27 protein-coding genes, 1 tRNA gene and 1 pseudogene are annotated in these 26,267 nt (G+C 56.6%); 15 read left to right on the forward strand and 14 right to left on the reverse strand.

The genetic code is table 11. From position 1 onward, the window contains the following. The first annotated feature begins 12 nt into the window (after positions 1 to 12). Genes BFV63_RS18430 through BFV63_RS18455 form a run of 6 tightly spaced genes read left to right on the forward strand, consistent with a single transcriptional unit; the run spans position 13 to position 3,752 of the window. Positions 13 to 714, forward strand: a complete 702-nt coding sequence (locus BFV63_RS18430) for a YggS family pyridoxal phosphate-dependent enzyme (RefSeq protein ID WP_003860026.1) — start codon at positions 13 to 15, stop codon at positions 712 to 714. A 21-nt stretch (positions 715 to 735) separates the two neighbouring features. Beyond that, complete coding sequence (locus BFV63_RS18435; protein WP_003860024.1) at positions 736 to 1,302, forward strand: YggT family protein; 567 nt, start codon at positions 736 to 738, stop codon at positions 1,300 to 1,302. After that, positions 1,299 to 1,595 (forward strand): DUF167 family protein YggU, encoded by a 297-nt coding sequence (gene yggU, locus BFV63_RS18440; protein ID WP_003860023.1) that lies wholly within the window; start codon positions 1,299 to 1,301, stop codon positions 1,593 to 1,595. The genes BFV63_RS18435 and yggU overlap by 4 nt, the downstream gene beginning before the upstream one ends. A 3-nt stretch (positions 1,596 to 1,598) precedes the next feature. Continuing rightward, on the forward strand, positions 1,599 to 2,192 hold the full coding sequence (locus BFV63_RS18445; protein WP_003860021.1) for an XTP/dITP diphosphatase: 594 nt from the start codon (positions 1,599 to 1,601) through the stop codon (positions 2,190 to 2,192). Continuing rightward, on the forward strand, positions 2,185 to 3,333 hold the full coding sequence (gene hemW, locus BFV63_RS18450) for a radical SAM family heme chaperone HemW (protein ID WP_048242068.1): 1,149 nt from the start codon (positions 2,185 to 2,187) through the stop codon (positions 3,331 to 3,333). The genes BFV63_RS18445 and hemW overlap by 8 nt, the downstream gene beginning before the upstream one ends. A gap of 56 nt (positions 3,334 to 3,389) precedes the next feature. Then, the gene (locus BFV63_RS18455) at positions 3,390 to 3,752 is read left to right on the forward strand and encodes an endonuclease domain-containing protein (RefSeq protein ID WP_048210608.1); all 363 of its coding nucleotides are present in this window, start codon (positions 3,390 to 3,392) and stop codon (positions 3,750 to 3,752) included. 112 nt (positions 3,753 to 3,864) lie between these two features. Here BFV63_RS18455 and BFV63_RS18460 read toward each other — a convergent pair whose 3' ends face one another. The 3 genes from BFV63_RS18460 to trmB are packed head-to-tail and all read right to left on the reverse strand — an operon-like array spanning position 3,865 to position 5,684. Continuing rightward, positions 3,865 to 4,581: a YggN family protein gene (locus BFV63_RS18460; protein ID WP_003862419.1), complete on the reverse strand. Its 717-nt coding sequence runs from the start codon at positions 4,579 to 4,581 to the stop codon at positions 3,865 to 3,867. A 57-nt stretch (positions 4,582 to 4,638) separates the two neighbouring features. After that, positions 4,639 to 4,965: a YggL family protein gene (locus BFV63_RS18465; protein ID WP_003862421.1), complete on the reverse strand. Its 327-nt coding sequence runs from the start codon at positions 4,963 to 4,965 to the stop codon at positions 4,639 to 4,641. Continuing rightward, entirely contained in the window at positions 4,965 to 5,684 is a 720-nt protein-coding gene (gene trmB, locus BFV63_RS18470; protein WP_015571843.1) for a tRNA (guanosine(46)-N7)-methyltransferase TrmB, read from the reverse strand. Before trmB ends, BFV63_RS18465 begins: the two co-directional genes overlap by 1 nt. A gap of 144 nt (positions 5,685 to 5,828) precedes the next feature. Between trmB and mutY the strand changes: the two genes are divergently transcribed. From mutY to BFV63_RS18490, 4 genes are all read left to right on the forward strand, one after another. Beyond that, positions 5,829 to 6,881 carry an A/G-specific adenine glycosylase gene (gene mutY / locus BFV63_RS18475; RefSeq protein WP_168707753.1) on the forward strand — a complete coding sequence of 351 codons (1,053 nt, stop codon included), beginning with the start codon at positions 5,829 to 5,831 and terminating at the stop codon, positions 6,879 to 6,881. A gap of 26 nt (positions 6,882 to 6,907) precedes the next feature. Beyond that, positions 6,908 to 7,180: an oxidative damage protection protein gene (locus tag BFV63_RS18480; RefSeq protein WP_003862425.1), complete on the forward strand. Its 273-nt coding sequence runs from the start codon at positions 6,908 to 6,910 to the stop codon at positions 7,178 to 7,180. Between the two features lie 124 nt (positions 7,181 to 7,304). Continuing rightward, the gene (gene mltC, locus BFV63_RS18485) at positions 7,305 to 8,381 is read left to right on the forward strand and encodes a membrane-bound lytic murein transglycosylase MltC (protein ID WP_003862427.1); all 1,077 of its coding nucleotides are present in this window, start codon (positions 7,305 to 7,307) and stop codon (positions 8,379 to 8,381) included. Between the two features lie 292 nt (positions 8,382 to 8,673). After that, on the forward strand, positions 8,674 to 9,930 hold the full coding sequence (locus BFV63_RS18490; protein WP_003862429.1) for a nucleoside permease: 1,257 nt from the start codon (positions 8,674 to 8,676) through the stop codon (positions 9,928 to 9,930). Between the two features lie 79 nt (positions 9,931 to 10,009). On the opposite strand, the gene citG is transcribed toward BFV63_RS18490, so the two are convergent. From citG to BFV63_RS18530, 8 genes are read right to left on the reverse strand one after another with little or no spacing between them, the layout of a single operon-like run. Continuing rightward, on the reverse strand, positions 10,010 to 10,813 hold the full coding sequence (citG, locus tag BFV63_RS18495; protein WP_048209591.1) for a triphosphoribosyl-dephospho-CoA synthase CitG: 804 nt from the start codon (positions 10,811 to 10,813) through the stop codon (positions 10,010 to 10,012). Continuing rightward, positions 10,791 to 11,330 (reverse strand): citrate lyase holo-[acyl-carrier protein] synthase, encoded by a 540-nt coding sequence (gene citX, locus BFV63_RS18500; RefSeq protein ID WP_047654199.1) that lies wholly within the window; start codon positions 11,328 to 11,330, stop codon positions 10,791 to 10,793. The genes citG and citX overlap by 23 nt, the downstream gene beginning before the upstream one ends. Continuing rightward, positions 11,327 to 12,850 carry a citrate lyase subunit alpha gene (gene citF, locus BFV63_RS18505; RefSeq protein ID WP_047654200.1) on the reverse strand — a complete coding sequence of 508 codons (1,524 nt, stop codon included), beginning with the start codon at positions 12,848 to 12,850 and terminating at the stop codon, positions 11,327 to 11,329. Before citF ends, citX begins: the two co-directional genes overlap by 4 nt. A gap of 10 nt (positions 12,851 to 12,860) precedes the next feature. Beyond that, entirely contained in the window at positions 12,861 to 13,736 is an 876-nt protein-coding gene (citE, locus tag BFV63_RS18510; protein WP_048242071.1) for a citrate (pro-3S)-lyase subunit beta, read from the reverse strand. Beyond that, entirely contained in the window at positions 13,733 to 14,026 is a 294-nt protein-coding gene (citD, locus tag BFV63_RS18515; protein ID WP_017382935.1) for a citrate lyase acyl carrier protein, read from the reverse strand. Before citD ends, citE begins: the two co-directional genes overlap by 4 nt. 16 nt (positions 14,027 to 14,042) lie before the next feature. Then, positions 14,043 to 15,065: a [citrate (pro-3S)-lyase] ligase gene (citC, locus tag BFV63_RS18520; protein WP_048242073.1), complete on the reverse strand. Its 1,023-nt coding sequence runs from the start codon at positions 15,063 to 15,065 to the stop codon at positions 14,043 to 14,045. A gap of 13 nt (positions 15,066 to 15,078) precedes the next feature. After that, positions 15,079 to 15,942, reverse strand: a complete 864-nt coding sequence (locus BFV63_RS18525; RefSeq protein WP_021242089.1) for a fumarylacetoacetate hydrolase family protein — start codon at positions 15,940 to 15,942, stop codon at positions 15,079 to 15,081. 17 nt (positions 15,943 to 15,959) lie between these two features. Next, positions 15,960 to 17,321: a 2-hydroxycarboxylate transporter family protein gene (locus BFV63_RS18530; RefSeq protein WP_022651841.1), complete on the reverse strand. Its 1,362-nt coding sequence runs from the start codon at positions 17,319 to 17,321 to the stop codon at positions 15,960 to 15,962. A gap of 345 nt (positions 17,322 to 17,666) precedes the next feature. Here BFV63_RS18530 and BFV63_RS18535 point away from each other — a divergent pair, with 345 nt between their 5' ends. Next, positions 17,667 to 19,304 (forward strand): ATP-binding protein, encoded by a 1,638-nt coding sequence (locus BFV63_RS18535; RefSeq protein ID WP_003862446.1) that lies wholly within the window; start codon positions 17,667 to 17,669, stop codon positions 19,302 to 19,304. Next, positions 19,294 to 19,986 (forward strand): annotated as a pseudogene (locus BFV63_RS18540) (response regulator). The gene BFV63_RS18535 and the pseudogene BFV63_RS18540 overlap by 11 nt, the downstream one beginning before the upstream one ends. Before the next feature lie 93 nt (positions 19,987 to 20,079). On the opposite strand, the gene BFV63_RS18545 reads toward BFV63_RS18540, so the two are convergent. Continuing rightward, entirely contained in the window at positions 20,080 to 22,215 is a 2,136-nt protein-coding gene (locus tag BFV63_RS18545) for an ornithine decarboxylase (RefSeq protein WP_003862450.1), read from the reverse strand. A 181-nt stretch (positions 22,216 to 22,396) separates the two neighbouring features. On the opposite strand from BFV63_RS18545, the gene BFV63_RS18550 reads away from it, so the two are divergent. Then, entirely contained in the window at positions 22,397 to 23,110 is a 714-nt protein-coding gene (locus tag BFV63_RS18550) for a DUF554 domain-containing protein (RefSeq protein WP_003862452.1), read from the forward strand. 95 nt (positions 23,111 to 23,205) lie between these two features. After that, positions 23,206 to 23,281, forward strand: a tRNA-Phe gene (locus tag BFV63_RS18555). A 77-nt stretch (positions 23,282 to 23,358) separates the two neighbouring features. Here the strand turns inward: BFV63_RS18555 and BFV63_RS18560 are convergent. Together BFV63_RS18560 and BFV63_RS18565 are read right to left on the reverse strand one after the other, a co-directional pair. Further along, positions 23,359 to 25,143: a hybrid sensor histidine kinase/response regulator gene (locus tag BFV63_RS18560; protein ID WP_003862454.1), complete on the reverse strand. Its 1,785-nt coding sequence runs from the start codon at positions 25,141 to 25,143 to the stop codon at positions 23,359 to 23,361. Continuing rightward, positions 25,140 to 25,772: a response regulator transcription factor gene (locus tag BFV63_RS18565; protein WP_048242078.1), complete on the reverse strand. Its 633-nt coding sequence runs from the start codon at positions 25,770 to 25,772 to the stop codon at positions 25,140 to 25,142. The genes BFV63_RS18560 and BFV63_RS18565 overlap by 4 nt, the downstream gene beginning before the upstream one ends. 175 nt (positions 25,773 to 25,947) lie before the next feature. Between BFV63_RS18565 and BFV63_RS18570 the strand changes: the two genes are divergently transcribed. Continuing rightward, complete coding sequence (locus tag BFV63_RS18570; protein WP_003862457.1) at positions 25,948 to 26,262, forward strand: lipoprotein; 315 nt, start codon at positions 25,948 to 25,950, stop codon at positions 26,260 to 26,262. Positions 26,263 to 26,267: the final 5 nt, after the last annotated feature.

The following is a 26,267-nucleotide window of genomic DNA, read 5'->3' on the forward strand; positions in this document are numbered from 1 at the left end:
ACTCCTCGGAAAATGAACGACATTGCGCATAACCTGGCACAGGTCCGGGACAAAATCTCAGCCGCGGCAACGCGTTGCGGCCGTGCTTCAGAAGAAATTACGTTGCTTGCAGTCAGCAAAACCAAGCCTGCGAGCGCCATCGCAGAAGCGATAGCCGCCGGTCATCGTGCCTTTGGTGAAAACTATGTGCAGGAAGGCGTAGATAAGATTCTCGCTTTCCGGGAACGGGGAAATGCAGACCTGCAATGGCACTTTATCGGTCCGCTACAGTCGAACAAAAGCCGTCTGGTAGCAGAGCACTTCGACTGGTGTCACACCATCGATCGTCTGCGTATCGCTACCCGTTTGAGCGACCAGCGCCCTATTGAGATGCCAGCGCTTAACGTGCTAATTCAAATCAACATCAGCGATGAAAACAGCAAGTCCGGCATTACGCTGAGCGAACTGGATGCGCTGGCGGCGGACGTGGCGGCGCTGCCGCGCTTAACCCTGCGCGGGCTGATGGCTATCCCGGCGCCAGAGTCAAGTTATGAAAGGCAGTTTGCCGTAGCACAGCAAATGGCTGTAGCATTTGAGGCGCTTAAAGCGCGCTATGACACGGTAGACACGCTTTCTCTGGGCATGTCGGATGATATGGAAGCCGCCATCGCGGCAGGCAGCACCATGGTGCGCATCGGCACGGCAATTTTCGGTGCGCGCGATTACCCCCAATAATAAGGAAACCTGAGGAACGCCATGAAGACGTTGACTTTCCTGCTTTCAACGGTCATTGAACTGTATACGATGGCGCTGCTGTTGCGCGTCTGGATGCAGTGGGCCCGTTGTGATTTTTACAATCCATTCTCACAATTTATCGTGAAAATCACGCAGCCCATTGTGGGGCCGCTTCGCCGCATCATTCCGGCAATGGGGCCGATTGACAGTTCATCTCTGCTGATGGCGTTTATTCTGAGCGTTATCAAAGCGATCGTGCTGTTTATGGTCATCACTTTCCAGCCGATTATCTGGATTTCAGCCGTTCTGATCCTGGTTAAAACCGTCGGCTCGCTGATCTTCTGGGTCCTGCTGGTGATGGCGATCATGAGCTGGGTAAGCCGGGGCCGTAGCCCGGTGGAGTACGCGTTGATTCAGCTGACAGAACCGTTGCTGCGTCCAATTCGTAGCCTGCTGCCTGCGATGGGCGGAATCGACTTCTCACCGATGCTTCTCGTTCTGCTGCTGTACGTGCTGAATATGGGTATCGCGGAACTGTTACAGGCGACGGGTAATATGCTGCTGCCGGGGCTGTGGATGGCGTTATGAGTGCAGTTAGCCCCTGCGCCGACGGGCTGGTTTTACGGCTGTACATTCAGCCGAAAGCCAGCCGCGACAGTATTGTTGGGCTGCATGGCGACGAGCTAAAAGTCGCCATCACGGCCCCGCCGGTTGACGGCCAGGCGAATGCGCATCTGACCAAATATCTGGCTAAACAGTTTCGCGTCGCTAAAAGCCAGGTCATCATTGAGAAAGGTGAACTTGGCCGGCATAAACAGGTAAAAATCCTTAACCCGCAATCTATCCCGACGGAAGTCGCGGCTCTGACAGAACAGGACTAAACCATGCAGAAAGTTGTTCTCGCCACCGGTAACGCCGGTAAAGTGCGCGAGCTGGCCTCGCTATTAAATGATTTTGGGCTGGACGTGGTGGCTCAGACCGAGCTGGGCGTGGACTCCGCCGAAGAGACCGGCCTGACGTTTATCGAAAACGCCATTCTGAAAGCGCGCCATGCGGCGCAGGTAACCGGACTGCCCGCGATTGCCGATGATTCCGGTCTGGCCGTGAATTTTCTGGGCGGTGCGCCGGGGATTTACTCCGCCCGCTATTCCGGGCCGGACGCCACCGACCAGCAGAACCTGGAAAAGCTGCTTGTGGCCCTGAAAGACGTTCCTGACGAACAGCGTACCGCGCAGTTCCACTGCGTGCTGGTCTACATGCGTCACGCGGAAGATCCCACTCCGATTGTCTGTCACGGCAGCTGGCCGGGCGTGATCACCCGTGAAGCGGCGGGCAACGGCGGCTTTGGTTACGACCCGATTTTCTTTGTCCCGACCGAGGGCAAAACCGCTGCGGAACTCACCCGCGAAGAGAAAAGCGCGATCTCCCACCGTGGACGCGCCCTGAAACTGTTACTGGAAGCACTGCGTAATGGCTAATTTGCCGCCTCTGAGTCTTTATATTCACATCCCATGGTGCGTGCAGAAATGTCCGTACTGTGATTTCAACTCGCACGCGCTGAAGGGTGAAGTGCCGCACGATGATTACGTCGCGCATCTGCTGGCCGATCTGGATGCCGATGTACTGTACGCACAGGGACGTGAAGTGAAGACCATTTTTATTGGTGGCGGTACGCCGAGCCTGCTTTCAGGCCCGGCGATGCAGACGCTGCTGGACGGTGTGCGCGCACGCCTGAATCTGGCAGCGGATGCTGAAATTACGATGGAAGCCAACCCCGGCACCGTTGAGGCCGACCGTTTTGTCGAGTACCAGCGTGCGGGCGTGAACCGTATCTCTATCGGCGTGCAGAGCTTTAGCGAGCCAAAGCTGAAGCGTCTGGGGCGCATTCACGGCCCGGAAGAGGCAAAGCGCGCGGCAAACCTGGCAACGGGGCTTGGGCTGCGCAGCTTTAACCTCGACCTGATGCACGGCCTGCCGGATCAGTCGCTCGAAGAAGCGCTGGACGATTTGCGTCAGGCGATTGAACTGAACCCGCCGCATCTGTCGTGGTATCAGTTGACCATTGAACCGAACACCCTGTTTGGTTCGCGCCCGCCGGTGCTGCCGGACGACGACGCGCTGTGGGATATCTTCGAGCAGGGCCACCAGCTTTTGACCGCGGCGGGATATCAGCAATACGAAACGTCGGCGTATGCGAAGCCGGGCTATCAGTGTCAGCACAATCTGAACTACTGGCGTTTTGGCGACTATCTCGGAATTGGCTGCGGTGCGCACGGCAAGGTGACCTTCCCGGACGGACGCATTCTGCGTACCGCCAAAACGCGTCATCCGCGCGGGTATATGGAAGGCCGCTACCTGGAGCGTCAGCACGACGTCGAGGCGGTGGATAAGCCGTTTGAGTTCTTTATGAACCGCTTCCGTCTGCTGGAAGCCGCTCCGCGCGCGGAATTTACGCGTTATACCGGGCTGCCGGAGTCAGTGATTCGCCCGCAGATTGACGAGGCGCTGGCGCAGGGGTACCTGACCGAGTGTGATGTGTCCTGGCAGATCACCGAGCACGGCAAGCTGTTCCTGAACTCCCTTCTTGAGTTGTTCCTCGCTGAAAATCCTGAAGGCTGATTCAGAATTTTACATCCCGTTCTGCTGGCTGAGGGAAAGGCTGGCAGAGTGTGGGGATGGAAACAATACGTTCATACGCAAAGCAGCTCAGACGCGAGCTGACACAGGAAGAAAGACGGCTTTGGTATTTACTGCGCAGCCGCCGTTTCGAAAATTATAAATTTCGCCGACAGCACCCGGTAGGTCACTACATTCTGGATTTCGCCTGTTGCGCGGCTCGGCTGGCCGTTGAGCTGGATGGCGGACAACATGATGAAAATCAGGAATACGATCGACAAAGGACATTGTGGTTAAACCATAAGGACTGGCACGTCATTCGATTCTGGAACAACGAACTCTGGAATAACGAAGAGGCGGTGTTAGAAAGGATCCTTGAAACGCTGCAAGCGCTGCAACCCTCACCCCGGCCCTCTCCCTGAAAGGGAGAGGGGGCAAACATCCCCTCGCCCCTTTAGGAAAAGGGTTAATGTGAGGGCGCAAACTATTCCCTCGCCCCTTTGGGGAGAGGGTTAGGGTGAGGGGCTGAGTGAATTACTTCAGCGTCCCCACCAGCGCCTTCCGGCTGTCTTCCAGCGACACCACGCGCTTACACACGTCTTTGCCGAACTGCTGGAAATCGGCTTCCTGATTCTTCCACTCGTTCTGAATCGAGGTTTGCAGTCCGCCCAGACTACCCAGTACACCCTGCAAAGGATTACCGCCACCCTTCAGCACCGCTTTGGCGCCCATCTCGTTGATGCTGTCCTGGAGAATGCCGCCCATCGCCTGGTTCACCAGCTGCTGACCGTCGGCACGCACCTGATCGATCGCCTTATAATGGAACGTCAGGCCATCAGAGCGCGTCTCGATAATACGGTTCATCTGCTCTTTCAGCTGCTTATCCAGCTTCGTCAGGCGGGTGCGCATATTGCTGCTCTCCCCCACCTCTTTGGTGATGATTTTATCCAGCGCCACGCGGCTCTTTTCAACGCGGGTCAGCGCGCCATCGTTGATCCAGGGCAGCGCGGTACGCAACTCGGCCTGGTAGTCCATCGCCTGCTCGCGCTGTGCGGCCGTCAGGTTTTGCGGTTTGCCGTTAAAGGTCACGTTGCCATCCGGCGTAATCACCAGATTGCCATTCTCGCCCTTAACCTGCACGGTTTGCGGACTCAGCACCACGTCATCACGCGGGGTGACGCTACATTTATACTCCGCATGGGCGGTGGATCCGATTGCCAGTAAAGCAACAGCCAGCAACGTTTTGCGCATCTTAAACACTCCCTCAGACAAAATGGGCCAGCTAATGCTGGCCCCGTTCTTGCTTTATTAGTCCCACCAAACGTCGAAAAGTTCGCTAACGCGGACATCTTCCAGTTTGTGGTCTTCAAGCCATTTGCGTACCAGCGCCTGATGCTCTTCGGTGCATTTCCCCACTTCCTGGGTGCAAATCAGACCTTCCCACGCCAGATAGCCGCTACCGTCGAAGGCCAGCTTGTTTGGCTCGATCACCTCGTTGATGAACGCATCAACGTCCTGATCGATCTGCTCAACGCTGGTGCCTTCCGGGAAACGCCAGGCAACGGAGAAACCCACTTCCTGGAATTCTTCGATGTGCATCTTTTTACGCAGACGACGGCTACGATTCTTTGCCATTATTTCACCCTCTCGAACATTAAGTCCCATACGCCGTGACCAAGACGATGGCCACGCTGTTCAAATTTTGTCACCGGACGTGAATCCGGACGCGGTACGTAGTCGTTGCTTTCAGACTGATTTTTATACCCGTCCAGGGACGACATCACTTCCAGCATATGTTCCGCATAAGGTTCCCAGTCGGTTGCCATGTGGAAAACGCCGCCCAGCTTGAGCTTACTTTTCACCAGCTCGGCAAACGGTGCCTGAACGATACGGCGTTTATTATGACGCGCTTTGTGCCATGGGTCAGGGAAAAAGAGCTGAACCATGTTCAAAGAATTGTCAGGAATCATTTTGTGCAGCACTTCCACCGCGTCGTGACACATGACGCGCAGGTTCTCAACGCCCTCTTCATGGGCCGTTGCTAGGCATGCGCCGACGCCCGGCGAATGTACTTCAATACCGAGGAAGTTCTGCTCCGGGCGCGCTTTCGCCATAGTGACCAGCGAGGTGCCCATACCAAAGCCGATCTCCAGGGTCACTGGCGCGTCGCGGCCAAACAGGTCGGTGAAGTCGAGCGGTTGCTCGCTGAACTCAACGCCCATCACCGGCCAGTAGTTGTCCAGCGCGTGTTGCTGCCCTTTTGTCAGGCGCCCCTGACGGCGGACAAAGCTGCGAATACGGCGCAGCGGGCGACCGTTTTCATCAAATTCCGGTGAAATGACGTCGTTTTTCATAAAAGAGTTGTCTGCTTGTGAGAATGTTCGGGAAACGGGCATTATCCAAAGTTAAGGCTTCTATGCAAGCATGGGAAAGATCCGGTTTACAGCAGATTGACGCTGTGCTGCAATCTGCGTCCCTGATTAAGCGAATCGATGACCATGCAAGCCTCTCAATTTTCAGCCCAGGTGCTGGACTGGTACGACAAATACGGGCGTAAAACCCTGCCCTGGCAAATTGAAAAAACGCCGTACAAAGTATGGCTCTCCGAGGTGATGTTGCAACAAACGCAGGTCGCGACGGTCATTCCTTACTTCGAGCGTTTTATGGCGCGCTTCCCGACAGTTACCGATCTGGCGAACGCCCCGTTGGACGAGGTGCTGCACCTGTGGACCGGGCTTGGCTATTACGCCCGCGCGCGCAACCTGCACAAGGCCGCACAGCAGGTCGCGACGCGCCACAACGGTAAATTCCCGGAAACCTTCGACGAGGTGGCGGATTTGCCCGGCGTCGGGCGTTCGACCGCAGGCGCAATCCTCTCCCTCTCTTTAGGCAAACATTTCCCTATTCTCGACGGCAACGTCAAGCGCGTGCTCGCACGCTGCTACGCCGTAGATGGCTGGCCGGGTAAGAAAGAGGTTGAGAAACACCTGTGGGAGATCAGTGAAGCGGTCACTCCGGCGAAAGGGGTGGAGCGTTTTAACCAGGCGATGATGGATCTGGGCGCGATGGTCTGTACCCGTTCAAAACCGAAGTGCGAACTCTGCCCGGTAAACAACCTCTGCGTGGCCTATGCGAACCACACCTGGGCGCAGTATCCGGGGAAAAAACCGAAGCAGACGCTGCCTGAACGCACCGGGTACATGCTGCTGATGCAGCATGGCGACGAGGTGTTTCTCGCTCAGCGCCCGCCGAGTGGCCTGTGGGGTGGTCTATACTGCTTCCCACAGTTTGAGGATGAAGCCTCGCTTCGGGCATGGCTTGAACAGCGCGGCATTGCGGCCGAAACCCTGATGCAACTCAACGCGTTCCGTCATACCTTCAGCCATTTCCATCTGGACATTGTGCCGATGTGGCTTCCCGTGTCCTCATTCACGTCGTGCATGGATGAAGGCACCGCTCTCTGGTATAACTTAGCGCAACCGCCATCAGTCGGGCTGGCGGCTCCCGTGGAGCGCCTGTTACAGCAATTACGTGTCGGTGCAATGGTTTAGCATCGGCAAGACAAAGAGGAATGAGTATGGCCAGAACCATTTTTTGTACTTTCCTACAGCGCGACGCTGAAGGCCAGGATTTCCAGCTCTACCCGGGCGACCTGGGTAAGCGCATTTACAACGAGATCTCCAAAGAAGCCTGGGGACAGTGGCAGAAAAAACAGACCATGCTGATCAACGAGAAAAAGCTCAGCATGATGAACCCGGAACACCGCAAACTGCTGGAGCAGGAGATGGTGAACTTCCTGTTCGAGGGTAAAGACGTCCACATCGAAGGCTATACGCCACCGGAAAAATAATAACGCGCAGCTGCTGCCCGGCTGCGCTGCGCTTGCACGGGCCTACGGTTTTGTAGGTCGGGTAAGCGCAGCGCCACCCGGCAACAGCAACCCCAAAGCAAACACAACACGCACTCCCGGAATGATGAAAAAACTTTTAGCGCTAGCCCTTGTTGCGCCGTTGCTTGTGTCTTGTTCTTCCAAAAAAGGCGATGAATACAACGAAGCCTGGGTCAAGGACACCAACGGTTTTGACATTTTGATGGGGCAGTTTGCCCACAACATCGAGAACATATGGGGATTTAACGAAGTTCTTATTGCCGGACCGAAGGACTACGTTAAGTACACCGACGCCTATCAGACCCGTAGCCACATCAACTTTGATGACGGTACGATTACGGTTGAAACCATCGCGGGGACTGAACCTGCGGCGCATTTACGTCAGGCCATCATTAAAACCCTGCTGATGGGCGACGATCCGGGGTCTATCGACCTCTACTCTGATGCCGATGACATCACCATCTCCAAAGAGCCGTTCCTGTATGGCCAGGTCGTTGACCAGACCGGTCAGCCGATCCGCTGGGAAGGCCGCGCCACGAAATTTGCCGACTATCTGCTGCAAACGCGCCTGAAAAGCCGTACCAACGGCCTGAAAGTGATCTACAGCGTCACCATCAACCTGGTGCCAAACCACCTCGACAAGCGTGCGCATAAGTATCTGGGCATGGTGCGTCAGGCGTCGCGTAAGTATGGCGTGGATGAGTCGCTGATCCTGGCGATTATGCAGACCGAGTCCTCGTTCAACCCCTACGCGGTAAGCCGTTCCGACGCGCTGGGGCTGATGCAGGTTGTGCAGCACAGCGCCGGTAAAGACGTGTTCCGCGCGCAGGGGAAATCCGGCACGCCGAGCCGCAGCTACCTGTTTGACCCGCAGAGCAACATTGATACCGGCACGGCCTATCTGGCGATGCTGAACAATGTCTATCTCGGCGGGATTGATAACCCAACCTCACGTCGCTATGCGGTGATCACCGCCTACAACGGCGGGGCGGGCAGCGTGCTGCGCGTCTTCTCGAATGACAAAGTGCAGGCCGCGAACATCATCAACAGCATGGCGCCGGGGGATGTGTACGCTACCCTCACCACCCGCCACCCGTCTGCGGAATCCCGCCGCTATCTGTATAAGGTGAATACGGCGCAGAAGAACTATCGTCGCCGTTAAAAACCAACACCATCCCTCACCCTGCCCTCACCCCAAAGGGGAGAGGGTGTTCAAGTTCCCTCTCCCCTTTGGGGTGAGGGTTAGGGTGAGGGGGCATCAGGCCGCACTCACTCCACCCCACCCATACGAAAATGCTATTTGCATCACAATCCAGACTGCAAATTAATGTGGATTGCATTTTTTTGCGGGAGGTAACAAAACATAACGTTGCCAACTGATAGAATTGCATCAAATAACAACCCTGAATGTTCCTATAACAACATATCTCCCGCTCACTTGTGAGGAAAGTAACATGAACCTTAAGCTGCAGCTTAAAATCTTGTCGTTTCTGCAGTTCTGCCTGTGGGGTAGCTGGCTGACTACACTCGGCTCCTATATGTTTGTGACGCTCAAGTTCGATGGTGCGTCGATCGGTGCCGTTTACAGCTCGCTGGGCATTGCGGCTGTTTTCATGCCAACGCTGCTCGGTATCGTGGCGGATAAATGGTTAAGTGCGAAATGGCTATACATGCTTTGCCATCTGGTGGGTGCGGGGACGCTGTTTATGGCGGCCGAAGTGACCACGCCGGGGGCGATGTTTATGGTGATCCTGCTTAACTCGCTGGCGTATATGCCAACGCTTGGCCTGATCAACACCATCTCCTACTACCGCCTGAAATCTGCCGGACTGGATATCGTCACCGACTTCCCGCCTATCCGTATCTGGGGCACCATCGGCTTTATCATGGCGATGTGGGGCGTGAGCTTCGCGGGCTTCGAGCTGAGCCATATGCAGCTGTATATTGGTGCCGCGCTCTCCGTGCTGCTGGCGCTGTTCACCCTGACGCTGCCCACCATTCCGGTGTCTAACCAGCAGAAAAACCAGAGCTGGAGCACCATGCTTGGCCTGGACGCTTTCGCACTGTTCAAAAACAAGCGCATGGCGATCTTCTTTATCTTCTCCATGCTGCTGGGCGCGGAACTGCAAATCACCAACATGTTCGGTAATACCTTCCTGCACAGCTTCGATAACGATCCGCTGTTTGCCGGGAGCTTTATCGTCGAACACGCGTCGGTGATGATGTCCATCTCGCAGATCTCCGAGACGCTGTTCATCCTGACCATCCCGTTCTTCCTGAGCCGCTACGGCATCAAGAACGTCATGCTGATCAGTATCGCCGCCTGGATGTTGCGCTTCGGTCTGTTCGCCTATGGCGACCCAAGCGCGTTCGGCACCGTGCTGCTGGTTCTGTCGATGATTGTTTACGGCTGTGCCTTCGACTTCTTCAACATCTCCGGCTCGGTGTTTGTGGAAAAAGAGGTGAAGCCTGAAATCCGCGCCAGTGCGCAGGGCATGTTCCTGATGATGACCAACGGCTTCGGTTGTATTCTGGGCGGCGTGGTAAGCGGTAAAGTGGTTGAGATGTACACCACCAACGGCATTACAGACTGGCAGCCGGTGTGGCTGATCTTCGCCGGGTACTCGCTGGTGCTGTTCTTCGCGTTCATCGCGCTGTTCAAGTACAAGCATGTTCGCGTGCCGAATGGTGCGCAGCCGATCGCGCATTGATTGTTGTGCCCGGTGGCGCTGCGCTTACCGGGCCTACAAAACCAGACCGTAGGCCGGGTAAGGCGTAGCCGCCACCCGGCTATTTTATAGCAGACAGCACCCACCCCACCGACAGCAAATCCGCGCTGCCGCCCGGACTCAGGTTTCGTTCAATCAGTGCCTTATCCATCTTAAGCAACGCCTCGCGATCCCAGCCGTTAGCCAGCAGTTCCCGCGCGTAGCCCTGAACATAGCGCAGCCCCTGAATGCCGCCGCGTGACACGAGATTACTGTCCTGATTGACCGCCATCAGGCGCAACAGCAGGTCGTGAAGCAACTGTCCGTTCCACTGCCCCAGCGCCTTACGCACCGTCGCAAAGCCGCTCTCCGCCTCGCCTCGCGCCCCGGTTAAGCCGTAATGCTGAAACTGCCGCTCCCCCGCCGTTGCCTGCCCGCTGCGCCCGGCCAGCTCCCGCGCCACCAGCCCGCGACAGATGTTACTTACCTCACAACAGAGGCTATCCGCAGAGATATTTTTCACACGACCGGCGGCGAAGCAGAGCAAACCAAGAGCAAAAATACCGCCCTTGTGGGTATTTACCCCGCCCGTGGCGGCGTACATTGCCTGCTCGCAGGCCATTCCCATTGGGCGGAGAATCCGCAACTGCCGATCGGCAGGTTTGGCCGCATGTGCTTCACCCAGTTCCGCAAACCGGGCAAACCACGGCGTAATCGCCATAATGCTGCGGACAAACAAGGCATGGTCCATATCCCGATGCGAGCCGTTATTGAGCCTGTCCACCAGCCCCGGCTTGGGCGTCAGCTCCAGCTCCTGCCACAGTGCCGCTTCGGCAAGCGCGGGCACATCAATCGGGCGCGGTTTAGTCGCGAGCAAACCAGTCATCGATCGTCTTCTCCACGCGGGAAACTACCTGCTCAACGGGATGGCGCCGCGAACGGGAGCAGGCGTGGGCGGGCTCGTCGCAGATCAGGCAGCGCCTGAGGTTTGCCCCCAGCGACTGGCGTCCGACGTGGCCATGCTGAGGACAGATCACATCCAGGTCCCACAGTCTGCCGAGCGGGTGCGTCTGCTCCAGTTCCGCACAGTGCGCTTTGATTTCCGCCGCCGGATGCGCGACGCACCACAATGCTTCAGGTCCGGTGGGTAGCCAGAGCACCTGGCGGTCCAGCACCTGCCAGCGGTTTTCCCACAGCAGCTGGTCGCACATCTGTAACGCCACGCCCATGGTGTTGCGATAGCGCAGGCTGTCTTTGATTTGCCCGGGCGTGACCAGCGTGAGGGAGATCACCGGTTGTTGATAGTGCGTAAGCCAGTCAGCCTGACGGGCTGCGCGGCGCTCTTTCGCCGCCAGCAGTTCCTCCAGGCTGACACCCGCCCGCACGGGTGTCGCAAAAGTCATACTTCCTCCTTCACCTGTCGCACAGTGTCGATCACGCTGCCGTCGCGGTAGCGGATCACCCCGACGATTTTGTCGGTGAACTCAATCGGTTTCGGTACGCCTGTCAACGAAATCGCTCGCTCATACAGCGCGTTGATATCTACAACCTTCATCCCTGCTTCCATGAGTCGTTCGCGGATCTCCGGGCGCGCCGGGTTGACCGCAATACCGTGGTCGGTGACCAGCACGTCAATGCTCTCCCCCGGCGTGAGGCGAGTGGTAACGCGCTTCACGACGGTCGGGATGCGGCTTCGCAGCAGCGGCGCGACCACAATGGTCAGGTTGGCTGCCGCCGCCACGTCGCAGTGTCCGCCGGATGCGCCACGCATCACGCCATCGGAGCCGGTGATGACATTGACGTTAAAGTCGACGTCGATTTCCAGGGCGCTGAGGATCACCACGTCGAGCTGGTCGCAGCTTGCCGCCTTGCTGCCGGGGTTGGCGTAGACGTTGGTGGAGATCTCCACGTGGTTCGGGTTACGCGCCAGCGAGGCCGCCGCCTGACCGTCAAAACACTGGGTATCGAGCAGCTTTTCGATGAGCCCCTTCTCGTGCAGATCCACCAGGCTGCCGGTGATGCCGCCGAGCGCAAAGCGCGCCTTCACGCCGCTGCGCTCCATCTTCTCTTCCATAAAGCGAGTGCAGGCCGTGGCCGCCGCGCCGGAGCCGGTCTGCATCGAGAAGCCCGGTTTGAAGTAGCCGGAGTGTTCAATCACGTCCGCCGCATAGCGGGCAATCATCAGCTCGCGCGGGTTGCTGGTGACGCGCGCTGCGCCGACGCTGATTTTCGCCGGGTCGCCCACGCTCTCCACCTGCACGATGTAGTCCACCTGATCCTGCACCAGGCTGGCGGGCATATTGGGGAACGGCACCAGCGCTTCGGTCAGCAGCACCACCTTGCGGGCAAACTGCGCGTCCACCATCGCGTAGCCCAGCGAGCCGCAGCACGATTTGCCGTGCGTGCCGTTGGCGTTGCCAAACTCATCGCTGCACGGCACGCCGAGAAACGCCACGTCGATGTTCAGTTCGCCGTCCTGGAGTAGCTTCACGCGCCCGCCGTGGGAGTGAATTTGTACCGGCTCGTCCATCAGCCCGTGAGAGATGGCATCCGCCAGCCTGCCGCGCATGCCGGAGGTGTAAATCCGGGTGATGACGCCGCTTTCGATATGCTCGATCAGCGCGTCGTTGCAGGTCATCAGCGAGCTGGAAGCCAGGGTCAGATTTTTGAGGCCCATCCGCGCCAGCAGCGCCACGACGGTGTTGATCACCCGGTCGCCTTCGCGAAAGGCGTGGTGGAAGGAGATGGTCATCCCGTCCTGCAAGCCGCAGCGCTTAACCGCCTCTTCAATAGAGGCGCAGAGCTTGCGGCTGTGCTTCGCCTCGCTGTCCGCCAGCCACGGCGTCGCGCTGTGGGCGGTATCAAAGGGTTTCAGATCCCGCAGATGGGGGAAATTCATATGGAGAAGTTCTGTCTGATTCATTATGTCATCCTTACCGACGCACGCCGGAGGCCGCCGCGCGCTCCAGCACCACCTGCGCGTGGTTAATAATCGGTGCATCCACCATTTTGCCGTTGAGCGACACCACGCCCAGGCCGTTACGCTCGCCCTCTTCTGCCGCCTCAATCACCCGTTTCGCGTGTTCCACTTCTTCCCGTGTCGGGGCGTAGGCGTTGTGCAGCAGGTCTATCTGGCGCGGGTTAATCAGCGATTTGCCGTTAAAGCCCATCTTGCGGATCAGATCGACTTCGCGCAGGAACCCGGCTTCATCGTTAACGTCTGACCACACCACGTCGAAGGCGTCGATGCCTGCCGCGCGGGCGGCGTGCAGCACGGCGCAGCGGGCGTAGAACAGCTCGGTGCCGTCGCCGCGCTCGGTCTGCATGTCCATCACGTAGTCAAAGGCGGCCAGCGCAATGCCGATCAGGCGCGGGGAGCTGCGGGCAATCGCCACGGCGTTGATGACGCCAATGGCCGATTCAATCGCCGCCATCACGCGGGTGGAACCCACCTCGCGGCCGCACGCCTGCTCGATACGCTCGAGGTGGCCTTCCAGCTCGTAAATATAGTCCGGGGTGTCGGTTTTCGGCAGGCGTATCACGTCCACGCCCGCGCGCACGGCGGCCTCCAGATCCAGCAGGCCAAACGGCGTGCTCAGCGGGTTAATGCGCACCACGGTTTCGATATCCTGATACATCGGGTGCTGCAACGCGTGGAACACCAGCATGCGTGCGGTGTCTTTCTCGCGCAGGGCCACGGCGTCCTCAAGGTCAAACATGATGGAGTCGGGGCGGTAGATAAAGGCGGTAGAGAGCATGGCGGCATTGGCGCCCGGCAGGAACAGCATACTGCGGCGGAGTTTGCTCATTTCAGCGCCCCCCAGTTGATGGCCTGTTCATCGGCGGCACGCAGAAGCGCGCTTTGCAGGCGAGCGCGGATCACACAGTCCAGCGCCCCTTTGTCTTCAATAATGATTAATCCCTGGTGCACGTTCATGGCGCGCAATGTGTCGTTGACCACCTGGCGAATCTGCTCGCCAAACTGCTTAATCACTTCGCTGTGGATGACGATCTCCAGCTCACCGTGAGCGGGGGCGATTTTCACCATCAGGTCGCTGGACTCCTGCGTTCCGGCCAGCGCCTCCCTTACAATATTCATGATAAATTCCTGATAGTTATGCGACTTCCGCACTCGCACGATAATGTGCTTCGAGGTGCGCGAAGGTGGAGTCCGGGACAATCTCCCGGATCCGGGAAAACTGCTGTGTCTTGAGTAAACGGCGCACTTCCGAGGCCGAAATGGCGTTGCCGGTGGCCTTGATGCGCGGCATCTCCACCACGTCAATATGCGAGGCCAGCAGGTCGTGCAGCGTCTGGTTGTACTGGCGGGTGATATCGCAGAACGGCTCCGAGCCGATGAAACGGTGCGTGATGCCCAGCGCCGGGGCGATGAAGTCCCGGAAGATCAGCACGTCGATCTCGCTCCACGCCTGCTGCACTTTGCCGGTCTCCTTCAGGAAGTAGGCCGGAAACGTGGCGCGGGAGATGATGTACTGCGAGCCTTCATGCACCACCACGCTCGGCAGATGCGCCACGCCCGCGCGCACCATCTCAAGGCGCGCGCTGAACGGGAAGAACGAGGCGTCTTCACGCACTACAAACAGATGCAGGGCATCGCACTGCGCCGCCGCCTGCTCCACCAGATGACGGTGGCCGAGGGTGAATGGGTTGGCATTCATCACAATGGCACCAATTTTTTCCCCGCCCCTTCGCATCCGGCTTAAGGTACGGCAGTAGCGCGCGATCCCCTGCGGGGTGTTCTCCATTAGCACCGCGTTGTTCCCGCTCTGGGCAATCGGCCAGAAACCGCTGCGGCCAAAGCGTTCCTTATTGCACGGACGGGTGCAGAGGAAGAGGTGAAAATGGCCGCGCTCCAGCGCCGCATTTTCCACCTCTGCCAGCAGACGCGCGCTGAGGTTTTCCCCACGAAGCAGCTCGTTGACCGCCACGCATTTGATGACGTTGGCAGCCAGCCCGGCGCAACCCACCAGCTGCGCGCCGGACCAGGCTTCGACGAACAGCGTGATGTCGTTGTCCAGGCCAAGGCCGCTGTCTGCCAGCAGGTAACGGATCTGACTCAAGCGTTCCGGGTGTTTCGCCACCAGCGTGTGGCGAAAATCGATGGGTTGCGAATGCATGCTGCCGCCTTACTTAATGTGCTGCCGCAAGCCCGACGGCTGGCGCTTCCACGATCACGTTGCTCAGATGACCGATATGCTCGATCTCCACCTCAATGCGATCCCCCTCTTTCATAAACAGCGGCGGGTTACGCTTTTTACCCACCCCACCTGGGGATCCGGTGATGATCACATCGCCAGGACTTAAGCGGGTGAAGGTGCTGATGTACTCGATCAGCTCCGCCACCTTGTGGATCATGCTGCTGGTGTTGTCTTCCTGCACCATGCGGCCGTTCAGCCAGGTGCGGATTGCCAGTTGGTGCGGATCGGGGATCTCGTCCGCCGTCGCCATCCACGGGCCAAACGCGCCGGTTTTGCGCCAGTTTTTACCGGCGGTAAACCAGGTGTGCTGCCAGTCGCGGGCGGAGCCGTCCATGTAGCAGCTGTAGCCGGCCACATGGCGCAGGGCGTCGTCGCGGCTGATGTTCTCCCCGCCTTTACCGATGATCACCGCCAGCTCGCCTTCGTAGTCGAATTCGCTGGAGTGGCGCGGCTTCAGCACCGGCTCGTTGTGGCCGGTCTGTGAATCCGGGAAGCGAACAAACAGCGTCGGGGCCGGGTTGTGCTGGTCAAACTCCTTGCGCTTGTCGGCGTAGTTCATGCCCACGCAGAGGATTTTTTCCGGCTGCTCAATCACCGGTAAGAAGGTGATGGCGCTCATCGGCACGTCCACGGCATCGTTCAGGTAGCGGGTAGCCTGCGCCAGCCCGTTGCCCTGCAGCAGCGCCTTAAGGTCGCTGTAGCGGTCGCCCAGACGGCGACCTAAATCAATCACGCCGTCGGCCTGGACAATGCCGTAGCTGCGTTTTCCCTGGTATAAAAAGCTTGCGAGTTTCATTGTTCTTTCCTGAAAACTTAAACGAGGAAGTTGCCCAGAATCAGCAGAGAGATGGAGACGTTAATCGCCCCGCCGATACGGGTAGCAATCTGGGCGAACGGCATCAGGCTCATGCGGTTGCCTGCGGTCAGGATCGCCACGTCGCCGGTACCGCCCTGGCCGCTCTGGCAGCAGGAGACGATGGCGACATCAATCGGGTGCATGCCAATCTTTTTGCCGACGAAGAACCCGGTTGCCACCAGCGCGGAGACGGTGCTGATAATCACCAGCAGGTTGGTCAGCGTGAAGGCGGCCACCAGTTCATGCCATGGGGTGATGGCTACGCCAACGGCAAAGAGAATCGGGTAGGTCACAGAGGTCTGGAAGAATTTGTACACCACCTGAGAGCCCTCCAGCAGACGCGGAGAGGCACCGTTGCAGAGCTTCACCAGCACCGCCATAAACAGCATGCCCACCGGCGCTGGCAGACCAATCAGCTTGTGACCGAGCATACCCAGCATGTACAGCAACACCGCCAGCAGCGCGCCGGAGGCGATGGTCGTCACGTCCGCTTTGCCGGAGAACGCAGGCTGAGAGACGGTGGCATCGGCATTGGCGCGATTCGGCATCAGCTGGCCTTCACCGGTCAGGTGCGGGTAGCGTTTCCCGAGCTGGTTGAGGCAACCGGAGATAATGATCGCCGTCAGGCCGCCGAGCATCACCATCGGCAGTACGCGGCCGAGCGCCACGCCCTGATCCATATGCAACAGGGTGGCATAGCCGATGGAAAGCGGGATTGCCCCTTCCCCGACGCCGCCCGCCATGATCGGCAGAATGATAAAGAAGAAGATCTGGAACGGCTCGAGGCCCAGCGCCAGCCCAACACCCATGCCGACAATCATGCCGACGATTTCACCGCACAGCATCGGGAAGAAGATGCGCAGGAAGCCCTGGATCAGCACGGTGCGGTTCATACTCATGATGCTGCCGACGATAATGCAGCAAATATAGAGATAAAGAATGTTGGTGGATTTATAGAACTTAGTGGTGGATTCCACTACTACATCCGGCAGCAGGCCGTAATAGACCAGCGCGGAAGGGATAAAGGTGGCGCAAATTGCCGCCGCGCCGAGCTTGCCGACAATCGGCAGGCGTTTGCCGAACTCACCGCAGGCAAAGCCGAAGAAGGCCAGCGTGGCCACCATGACCACAATGTCGCTCGGTAGTTTTCCGCCCAGGCAATCAATCGCAATCAGCGCGCCCGCCAGAACGAACAGCGGCAGAGGTATAATGCCGATTTTCCAGGTATCCATAATATGCCACCAGCGCTCTTTGAGCGATGGCCGCTGAATATCAATCGGGTCGTGGGTAACAGAGAATGAATCGTCAGTTGTGCTCATAATAAGCCCCTTAGTTATTTTGTGCGTTCAGCTTAGAGTCACAAAGGCTTACTTTATGTGAGGGATGGCATATTAAAAGCGAAGTTTTAATGGACACTATGGTTTTAATGGTTTCTTTTATTTAATGTGATTTATGCCTTATTTATTGCCGTGGTTTTTATGGTTTCTTTTCTTAACTGAACAAAGAAATAACATTTATTCATTTAACCTTAAGAGGATGAGACTTTCGGAAAAATCTTTTACAGGCTGCGCTGTGCAAGGGATCACAAGTTTTCGGCAAAGCGGGCATCCTGGCCTTAAAAGATGATATATTCAGCCGACCTGTTGATATCTCGCGTGATAGTTATGAAAGTATCGTTTCAGATCAAGCTGTTTATTTCGCTGGTCGCCTTTTTCTCAGTGCTGTTCGCATTACTGGGCGGATATTATTATGTCGATGTCGGCAGGCAGCTTTATCAGGAAATGAGCGCGCGCGCAAAAATACAGGCTGAAGAAATTGCGCTTATTCCAACCCTGCGAAAAGAAGTCGAACAAAAGGATATCCAGGGCATCCATGACTTTATGCAGAAAATAGCCGCCCGCAGCGACGCCAGTTTTATTGTGATTGGTGACAATAAGGGGCTGCATCTTTTCCACTCCGTGTTTGCCGACCGGGTAGGCAAAACGCTGGTTGGCGGAGATAACGACGAGGTATTACACGGCAAAAGTACCATCACCATCCGCAAGGGCGGGTTAGGCATTTCACTGCGCAGCAAAGCGCCCATTTTTAATGATGCCGGGCAGGTGGTGGGGATTGTTTCGGTAGGCTATCTCACAAGCTATCTGGACACCATCACCGTCAGCAAGGTGGTTAATATCCTGATTGCCGCCGTGCTGCTGCTTATCGCCCTGTTTATTTTCTCCTGGTTCTTCACCCGCAGCATCAAGAAGCAGATATTCTCTCTGGAGCCGCGCGAAATCGGCCTGCTGGTGCGCCAGCAAAAGGCGATGATGGAATCCATTTATGAAGGGGTGATTGCCATCGATGACGATCTCCGCATTGAGGTGATCAACCAGGCGGCGCGTAAATTATTAGGCTTACGCCAGCCCGCCCGCGAACTGCGGGGTCAACTCATCAGCCAGGTGATCGCGCCCGTCCCGTTCTTCAATGCGCAAACCATGCTTGCGAAAGACACCCACGATGAGATCTGTCGCTTTAACGATCTCACGGTCATTGCCAGCCGGGTGCGGATAATGCTGGAAGATGCATTGCAGGGCTGGGTGATCACCTTTCGCGATCGCAACGAGATCGACTCGCTCAGCGCCCAGCTCAGCCAGGTGAAGCGCTACGTTGATAACCTGCGCATCATGCGCCATGAACAGCTGAACCGCATGACTACGCTGTCCGGCCTGCTGCATATGGGCCGTTATGACGAGGCAATTCGCTACATACAGGCGCAGTCGGAACACGCTCAGGAGCTGCTGGACTTTATCTCGTCCCGCTTTAGCTCTCCGACGCTGTGTGGTTTGCTGCTTGGAAAGGCCGCCCGCGCGCGTGAAAAAGGCGTTGAGCTGAGTTTCGATCCGGCCTGCCGGGTGGATAAACCGTTCCTGCCGCTGCTCGAATCGGAACTTATCTCGATCATCGGGAACTTGCTGGATAACGCCATTGAAGCGACCCAGCGTGCACCGCTCCCGCATGCCCCGGTGGACGTGCTGATAAAGCTGAACGAGCAGGAACTGATTATTGAAGTCGCCGACCAGGGCGTCGGCATCACACCGGAGATCCGCGACCGGATCTTTGAGCGCGGCATCACCACCAAAACGCGCGGCGATCATGGTATTGGCCTGTATCTGATTGAAAGCTATGTCACACAGGCTGGCGGTGCAATTGAAGTTGCCGATAACACCCCACGCGGTGCCATTTTCTCACTGTTTATTCCCGCCACGGGAACGGCCCGGCACCCCGTACAGGAACTGGAAGATACCGACTATGCAACATGAACTTATCGACGTACTGATTGTTGAAGACGAGAACGAACTGGCGCAACTGCACGCGGAGCTTATCGGTAAACATCCGCGTCTGAGGCTGGTGGGGATTGCCGCGTCGCTGGCCGACGCGCAGGTACAACTGGAGAGCAAACAGCCGAAGCTGATGCTGCTGGATAACTACCTGCCGGACGGCAAAGGCATCACCCTTATCAGCAACCCGATGCTCACCCGCGCCAACTGCTCGGTGATTTTCATCACCGCCGCCAGCGATATGGACACCTGTAGCTAGGCCATTCGTAACGGCGCGTTCGACTATATCCTTAAGCCGGTCTCCTGGAAGCGGCTCAGCCAGTCGCTGGAGCGTTTTGTGCAGTTTGCCGAACAGCAGCGCGTCTGGAAGATTGTCGACCAGCAGAACGTGGATTCACTCTATCAGTTACAGGCGAAAAACTATCGTCTGGACAACGGCAGCAAAGGGATAGAGGAGAACACGCTGGCGCGGGTGCAAATGCTGTTTAACAACAAGGCGGCGCACTGTTTTACGGTGGATGAGGTGGTGAGCGAGACGGGCCTGAGTAAAACCACCACCCGGCGCTATCTGGAACACTGCGTGGAGGTGGGTTTTCTGACGGTGGAGATGCTGTACGGTAAGATTGGACATCCGAGAAGGATGTACAGGCGTAGTGCGACTTAACTCCCCTCACCCCGGCCCTCTCCCCAAAGGGGCGAGGGTGAAAAGACGGCTCCGTGCAATCCCCTCTCCCCTTTGGGGAGAGGGTGAGGGTCCCTACTTCAATACGTACCCATACAGCCGCTTAATCCCGTCCGCATCCTTCTCGCTGTAAACGCCCTGCAACTCTGGGGAGAAACCCGGCAGCATATTAATGCCCTCTTCCAGTGCCAGGAAGTAGCGCTGTACTGCTCCACCCCAGACTTCCCCCGGCACCACGCACAGCACGCCCGGCGGGTATGGCAGCGCACCTTCGGCGGCAATGCGTCCTTCGGCGTCACGAATACGCACCAGTTCGACGTTCCCGCGAATGTACTCCTGGTTGGCATCCTGGGGGTTCATCACCACGGCAGGCAGGCTCTCCTGACGGAACATCGCCTTCTGTAAATCCTTCACGTTAAAGCTGACGTAGAGATCGTGCATCTCCTGGCATAGCTGACGGATCGTATAGTCGCGGTAACGCACCGGGTATTTCTGATAGATGGTCGGAAGCACATCCGCGAGCGGTGTGTCGTCTTCAATATGCTGTTCAAACTGCCCCAGCATCGCCACCAGCTGCATCAGCTTCTCCGCGCTCTCGGCTGGCGTCAGCAGGAACAGGATGGAGTTGAGATCGCACTTCTCCGGCACAATGCCGTTCTCGCGCAGGTAGTGGGCGAGAATGGTCGCCGGAATGCCGAAATCGGTATAGTGCCCTGTTTCAGCATCAATGCCCGGCGTGGTCAGCAGCAGCTTGCACGGATCGACGAAATACTGCTCGCGGGCATAGCCTTCAAAACCGTGCCATTTTGCACCCGGTTCAAAACTAAAGAAGCGACGTTCGCTGGCGATGGCCTGCGTGGGGTGATCCTGCCATGGCCGCCCCGCCACCACCGGTGGGATAAACGGTTTGATCATATGGCAGTTAGCGATGATGGCCTTGCGCGCTTCAATGCCCAACTCGACACACTCCGCCCACAGCCTGCGTCCGCTTTCGCCCTCGTGGATCTTGGCGTTCACGTCCAGCGCCGCAAACAGCGGGTAAAACGGGCTGGTGGAGGCATGCAGCATGAACGCGTTGTTCAGCCGCTTGTGCGGGCAGAAGCGCGACTGACCGCGAATATGGTTATCCTTTTTATGGATCTGCGACGTTTGTGAGAACCCGGCCTGCTGCTTGTGGACCGACTGGGTCACGAAAATTCCCGGATCGTTCTCGTTCAGTTCCAGCAGAAGCGGAGACGTTTCCGCCATCATCGGGATAAATTGCTCGTAGCCGACCCAGGCGGAGTCAAAGAGGATGTAGTCGCAAAGGTGCCCGATCTTGTCGATCACCTGACGGGCGTTGTAGATCGTGCCATCGTAGGTGCCGAGCTGAATGATCGCCAGACGGAACGGGCGCGCCTCGGCGGCTTTCTGCGGCGCGACGTCACGGATCAGTTCCCGCAGCCAGGCCTCATCAAAGCAGTGCTCATCAATCCCGCCGATAAAACCAAACGGATTACGGGCTGCCTCAAGATAGACAGGCGTTGCCCCGGCCTGGATCAGCGCCCCATGATGGTTGGACTTGTGGTTGTTACGATCGAACAGCACCAGATCGCCACGAGTCAGCAGCGCATTGGTCACCACTTTATTGGCCGCCGACGTGCCGTTCAGCACGAAGTAGGTTTTATCCGCGTTGAACACTTTCGCCGCGAACTTTTGCGCGTGCTTGGCAGAACCTTCGTGGATCAGCAAATCACCGAGCTTCACGTCGGCATTGCACATATCGGCACGAAACACGTTTTCACCGAAGAAGTCGTAAAACTGCCGCCCCGCCGGGTGTTTTTTGAAAAAGGCGCCGTGCTGGTGACCCGGACAGGCAAAGGTGCTGTTTCCCATCGCCACATACTGGCTCAGGGTGTCAAAAAAGGGTGGCAGCAGGTTCTCTTCATACCGGCAGGCGGCAGATTCCAGTTCCAGCAATTCCTGTGCTTTGCCCGAGATGATCGCCGTGACACCCTCTGGCACCTCTCCTGGCTCTGTTGAGAACATAAATACCGGTAGCTGAAAGCCCGTACGCTTCAGCAACGCGAGAATGCCGCTGTAGCTTTCAACAACCGTAATGACGACTGCCGCCACATCGGTGAAATCAGTGTTATCCAGCATAACCTTTTCGCGATGCGTAGAAACTTTGGATACCAGCTCGCGGCTGACGGCAATTTTCATGGTTTTCATAGGCGCAAATACCCTCACCGAGCGGTGAGACAGGAAGGAGAAAATTCGCGCAATCATGTCACCTTTTATTTTCAGGTGCAAGAAGGAATCAGTATGCGTTACGCCTCCCAAAGCTAAGCGTAATCAGGGACGAACGTGCCATAATGATGCAATGCCAGTGCTTAAATAACAGGAGTTAAACGTGGTAATTGGACCCTTTATCAATGCGGGAGCCGTATTGCTGGGCGGTGTACTTGGGGCAGTATTAAGCCAGCGGTTGCCGGAGCGTATTCGCGTCTCCATGCCCTCCATTTTTGGCCTGGCGTCGTTAGGGATTGGTATCCTTTTAGTGGTGAAATGCGCCAACCTGCCGGTGATGGTACTGGCGACGCTGCTCGGCGCGCTGATCGGCGAATTTTGCTATCTGGAAAAGGGCATCAATCACGCGGTAGGCAAAGCCAAAAATCTGATTGCCCGACCGGGCAAGGCGAAGCACGGCACGCACGAGTCGTTTATTCAAAACTACGTTGCGATCATTATTCTGTTCTGCGCCAGCGGCACGGGGATATTCGGTTCGATGCAGGAAGGGATGACCGGCGATCCCAGCATATTGATTGCGAAAGCGTTTCTGGATTTCTTTACTGCCACCATCTTTGCCACCACCCTCGGCATCGCCGTCGCCGCGATTTGCGTGCCGATGTTGCTTATTCAACTGGCGCTGGCCACCTGCGCCACGCTGATCCTGCCGCTGACAACACCAGCGATGATGGCAGACTTTACCGCCGTCGGCGGCCTGTTGCTGCTGGCGACAGGGCTGCGAATCTGTGGCATTAAGATGTTTGCAGTGGTGAACATGCTCCCTGCCCTCCTGCTCGCGATGCCGCTATCCGCGCTCTGGACGCACTTTTTCGCTTAAGTTTGCGACGAAATGGTGAGAGAGTGTGCAGTCTGCACCGAAAGCAACAAATTTCGTTGACGCCGGAGGGAGGATCGGGTTTAATGCGCCCCGTTGCCCGGATAGCTCAGTCGGTAGAGCAGGGGATTGAAAATCCCCGTGTCCTTGGTTCGATTCCGAGTCCGGGCACCAAATTTCCTATTAACGGACCTCCACGGAGGTCCGTTTTTGCATTCTGAGCCCGCCAGAATCATTACTTCTGCATTCCCTTAACGACATCCCAACCACTGCGTCAGCAGCGCATGCAGTTTAGCTGGCTCCAGAGGCTTGCGGAGTACCAGATACCCCTCCTGCTCCGCCTCCAGCAGAACCGGTGAATTAAATTCGCCGCTAACTATCGCGCCGCTCATATCCGGCAGACGTTCAAAAAGCGCTTTCAGGATATCGAAGCCGCTTTCGCCGGATCGCAGGCGCTGGTCGCACAGCACGGCGAACGGCGTAAAGCCGTCGTCGATTATGGCAAACGCTTCTTCAGCGGAGGCCGCACAGCGTACGTCGATTCCCCAGACGCTCATCAGGCTCTCCCAGGCAGACGTCACCAGCGGGTCGTCATCGACAACCAGGCAGGAACCGTGCAGCGGCGCATAGCGTACCGGCGTGGCGGTGTTATCAGCGGCGGGCGGGGTATCCAGCACGCTATCTTCGCCAGCATATTGGGTAAAGCGCATCCAGAAGCGTGAGCCTTTCCCTTCAATGGATTGCATCCCGTATTTCACCTTCATCAGCTTGGCGCAACGGGCAACGACGGCCAGTCCCAGCCCGTGTCCGGCGCTGTCGATCTTCCATGCCAGCTCGGGGCGGTAGTAAGGTGAGAAGATTTTGCCCTTCTCTTCATCGGCGATACCGACTCCCGTGTCCCACACCTCCACCATACACTCGTCACCGCGCGGTCGGATGGCGACCAGCACCCCGCCCTGGAGCGTGTAGCGAAGGGCGTTTTGAATCAGGTTGATCAGGGACTGTCGCACCAGTAGCGGATCGCCCATCACGTAGATATGGCGTTTAGGCCGCCGGATGCACAGCCTAAGCGCGCGGCTGTTGGCCTCTTCACGAAACAGCGTGATGACCGAGTCGAGCAGAGCACCGATATCCACTTTGGTCGGGGCAGAGAGGACATTCCCGGATTCTATTTTGCTGAGATCGAGCAGAGAGTTGAGCATTAAATGTACCGAGCGAACGCTCTGCTGAAGGTCAAGAAGCTGTGGCGTCAGGCTGCCGTCCCGGTTTCGATGGAGGATGGCTTCGATCAGAAAGCCCATAGCATGCACAGGCTGGCGCAGATCGTGGCTGGCGGTGGTCAGAAACTGGTTTTTATCCAGCAGTGCCTGCTCCGCGTCCTCTTTGGCCTGACGAAACTGTTCCGCCAGCCGTGAGCTTTTTTCCTCAAGCAGCGCCTGCTGAATAAAGAACGCATGGGAAGTTAACGCATGGCGGTAAATTGCGAAGCCGTAAAGCAGATTCAGCATGAGCACGATGAACATCAACTCATCCAGCCGCCAGATAATACCGAGGTTCAGCACCCCCCAGGAGGCGAAGAAAAAACGCGTGAAGGTACTGATGACAGGCGTCAGATGTGTCGCATTGGCGGCGACGATGGCGGCGATGCTAATATTAAGTAACAGGAAAAAGTCAAAATTCTGCGTCTGTGGCGTAATTAAATAGAGTGAAGAAATTCCCAGCCCGTGAATAAAGGCAATATTATTAATACGCGGAAGCCAGCGTCGCAGGACGTCCCTCTCACCGTTTTCTTTCGCTTCACGCTGATAGCATCGGTGCAATAGTCGTATCGCCACGGCACATAGCAGATAAATAATTATCCAGATAATCGTTGGGCCGAGGTCGTCCCCAAGCATATAAATCCAGATGGCGAAAGGAATACCCACAAAGGGCACAGCACTAAAGCTAAATACCAGCCGCAGAAAGGTGTTGTTTAGCAAACGGATCTGCGCCGGAGCAGAGATACCATCATTTTGTAAGCTCTGGAAAAACCTCATTCCGACGGATCCTGCTTGCCATGCAGAAGCGTGATGGCTTCAACCCGGCTGTTAACGCCTATCTTTTTCAATATATTGCTGATGTGTTCTTTGACCGTGGGCTCAGAAATTGAAAGCTGTGCGGCGATTCGTTTATTCGGCAGGCCGCGCATAATCATATTTAACACGTCTATTTGTCGCGGCGTTAAGTTAAATTTACTTAACTTCTCATTATTGGCCTTAACGGAAATTTCGTTTCCCTCAGGAAACCAGGTCTGATTATCAGTGAGTGCGAAAACGGCCCGCGAGAACATCTCAGGTGGCTCGCTTTTCAATACAAAACCGTGTCCCCCGGCGGCATTAACTTTGCGCCAGATATCATTATTGTCATCCCCGCTGACCACCAGGAGTCGTACCTGTGGGTAAAGTTGTTTTACTTCTTTGAGTAATTTCAGGGCCGTTCCGGAAGAGAGCCAAAAATCGATTACCAGCAAACGTGGCGGGCCATGATCTCTAATTTGTCGGTAGCAATCATCCTCATTCGTCACCACACACGCCTGTTTAAACTGGCAATGTGTAATCAGAAAATTGGCGATGCCGCTTGCTACCAATGGATGGTCATCAACGACTAACGCATAATTCTGTCCCAAAGGAGCCTCCTTTTACCTTCGCATATCTTAGAGTACAGATGAATTATTATCTACCCACCCTACTTTAGGAGGGTTTTTTCGATTAGGAAAGAGAAATATATTATTCGCTGATTTGGGTAAAAGAAAACATAAATACAATCAGTGAAATTAACTGGTTGGATATCAAGGATAATTTATGAAAAAACCACTAATCGTTTTAACCGTTACGTTGATGTTAGCCGGTTGTTCCACGTTGAAAACCGATCAGGCTATTCCACTCCTCCAGGCGGAGACCGCTAAAATGCTGGGACTGGGCTCATCGGATGAAATAACTGTGACCAACGTTAATGGCGCCCAGCCGGACGCACTGGGAGGACAAAAACTCTCTTATCGCGCCACGACAGAAAAAGGGCGTATTTTCGATTGTTCATCGATGATGATGCCGGGAATTTTAGGATCCGCACCGACGCTGAGCGCGCCAACCTGTACACCTGTTGTCACACATAAATAATTAAC

The organism is Enterobacter hormaechei subsp. xiangfangensis, assembly GCF_001729785.1.
Classification (GTDB): domain Bacteria; phylum Pseudomonadota; class Gammaproteobacteria; order Enterobacterales; family Enterobacteriaceae; genus Enterobacter; species Enterobacter hormaechei_C.

Excerpts from the sequence above, each read along its gene's own strand:
- BFV63_RS18430 (WP_003860026.1), top strand. The coding sequence starts at position 13 with ATGAACGACATTGCGCATAACCTGGCACAGGTCCGGGACAAAATCTCA.
- BFV63_RS18435 (WP_003860024.1), top strand. The coding sequence starts at position 736 with ATGAAGACGTTGACTTTCCTGCTTTCAACGGTCATTGAACTGTATACG.
- yggU (WP_003860023.1), top strand. The coding sequence starts at position 1,299 with ATGAGTGCAGTTAGCCCCTGCGCCGACGGGCTGGTTTTACGGCTGTAC.
- BFV63_RS18445 (WP_003860021.1), top strand. The coding sequence starts at position 1,599 with ATGCAGAAAGTTGTTCTCGCCACCGGTAACGCCGGTAAAGTGCGCGAG.
- hemW (WP_048242068.1), top strand. The coding sequence starts at position 2,185 with ATGGCTAATTTGCCGCCTCTGAGTCTTTATATTCACATCCCATGGTGC.
- BFV63_RS18455 (WP_048210608.1), top strand. The coding sequence starts at position 3,390 with ATGGAAACAATACGTTCATACGCAAAGCAGCTCAGACGCGAGCTGACA.
- BFV63_RS18460 (WP_003862419.1), bottom strand. The coding sequence starts at position 4,581 with ATGCGCAAAACGTTGCTGGCTGTTGCTTTACTGGCAATCGGATCCACC.
- BFV63_RS18465 (WP_003862421.1), bottom strand. The coding sequence starts at position 4,965 with ATGGCAAAGAATCGTAGCCGTCGTCTGCGTAAAAAGATGCACATCGAA.
- trmB (WP_015571843.1), bottom strand. The coding sequence starts at position 5,684 with ATGAAAAACGACGTCATTTCACCGGAATTTGATGAAAACGGTCGCCCG.
- mutY (WP_168707753.1), top strand. The coding sequence starts at position 5,829 with ATGCAAGCCTCTCAATTTTCAGCCCAGGTGCTGGACTGGTACGACAAA.
- BFV63_RS18480 (WP_003862425.1), top strand. The coding sequence starts at position 6,908 with ATGGCCAGAACCATTTTTTGTACTTTCCTACAGCGCGACGCTGAAGGC.
- mltC (WP_003862427.1), top strand. The coding sequence starts at position 7,305 with ATGAAAAAACTTTTAGCGCTAGCCCTTGTTGCGCCGTTGCTTGTGTCT.
- BFV63_RS18490 (WP_003862429.1), top strand. The coding sequence starts at position 8,674 with ATGAACCTTAAGCTGCAGCTTAAAATCTTGTCGTTTCTGCAGTTCTGC.
- citG (WP_048209591.1), bottom strand. The coding sequence starts at position 10,813 with ATGACTGGTTTGCTCGCGACTAAACCGCGCCCGATTGATGTGCCCGCG.
- citX (WP_047654199.1), bottom strand. The coding sequence starts at position 11,330 with ATGACTTTTGCGACACCCGTGCGGGCGGGTGTCAGCCTGGAGGAACTG.
- citF (WP_047654200.1), bottom strand. The coding sequence starts at position 12,850 with ATGAATCAGACAGAACTTCTCCATATGAATTTCCCCCATCTGCGGGAT.
- citE (WP_048242071.1), bottom strand. The coding sequence starts at position 13,736 with ATGAGCAAACTCCGCCGCAGTATGCTGTTCCTGCCGGGCGCCAATGCC.
- citD (WP_017382935.1), bottom strand. The coding sequence starts at position 14,026 with ATGAATATTGTAAGGGAGGCGCTGGCCGGAACGCAGGAGTCCAGCGAC.
- citC (WP_048242073.1), bottom strand. The coding sequence starts at position 15,065 with ATGCATTCGCAACCCATCGATTTTCGCCACACGCTGGTGGCGAAACAC.
- BFV63_RS18525 (WP_021242089.1), bottom strand. The coding sequence starts at position 15,942 with ATGAAACTCGCAAGCTTTTTATACCAGGGAAAACGCAGCTACGGCATT.
- BFV63_RS18530 (WP_022651841.1), bottom strand. The coding sequence starts at position 17,321 with ATGAGCACAACTGACGATTCATTCTCTGTTACCCACGACCCGATTGAT.
- BFV63_RS18535 (WP_003862446.1), top strand. The coding sequence starts at position 17,667 with ATGAAAGTATCGTTTCAGATCAAGCTGTTTATTTCGCTGGTCGCCTTT.
- BFV63_RS18545 (WP_003862450.1), bottom strand. The coding sequence starts at position 22,215 with ATGAAAACCATGAAAATTGCCGTCAGCCGCGAGCTGGTATCCAAAGTT.
- BFV63_RS18560 (WP_003862454.1), bottom strand. The coding sequence starts at position 25,143 with ATGAGGTTTTTCCAGAGCTTACAAAATGATGGTATCTCTGCTCCGGCG.
- BFV63_RS18570 (WP_003862457.1), top strand. The coding sequence starts at position 25,948 with ATGAAAAAACCACTAATCGTTTTAACCGTTACGTTGATGTTAGCCGGT.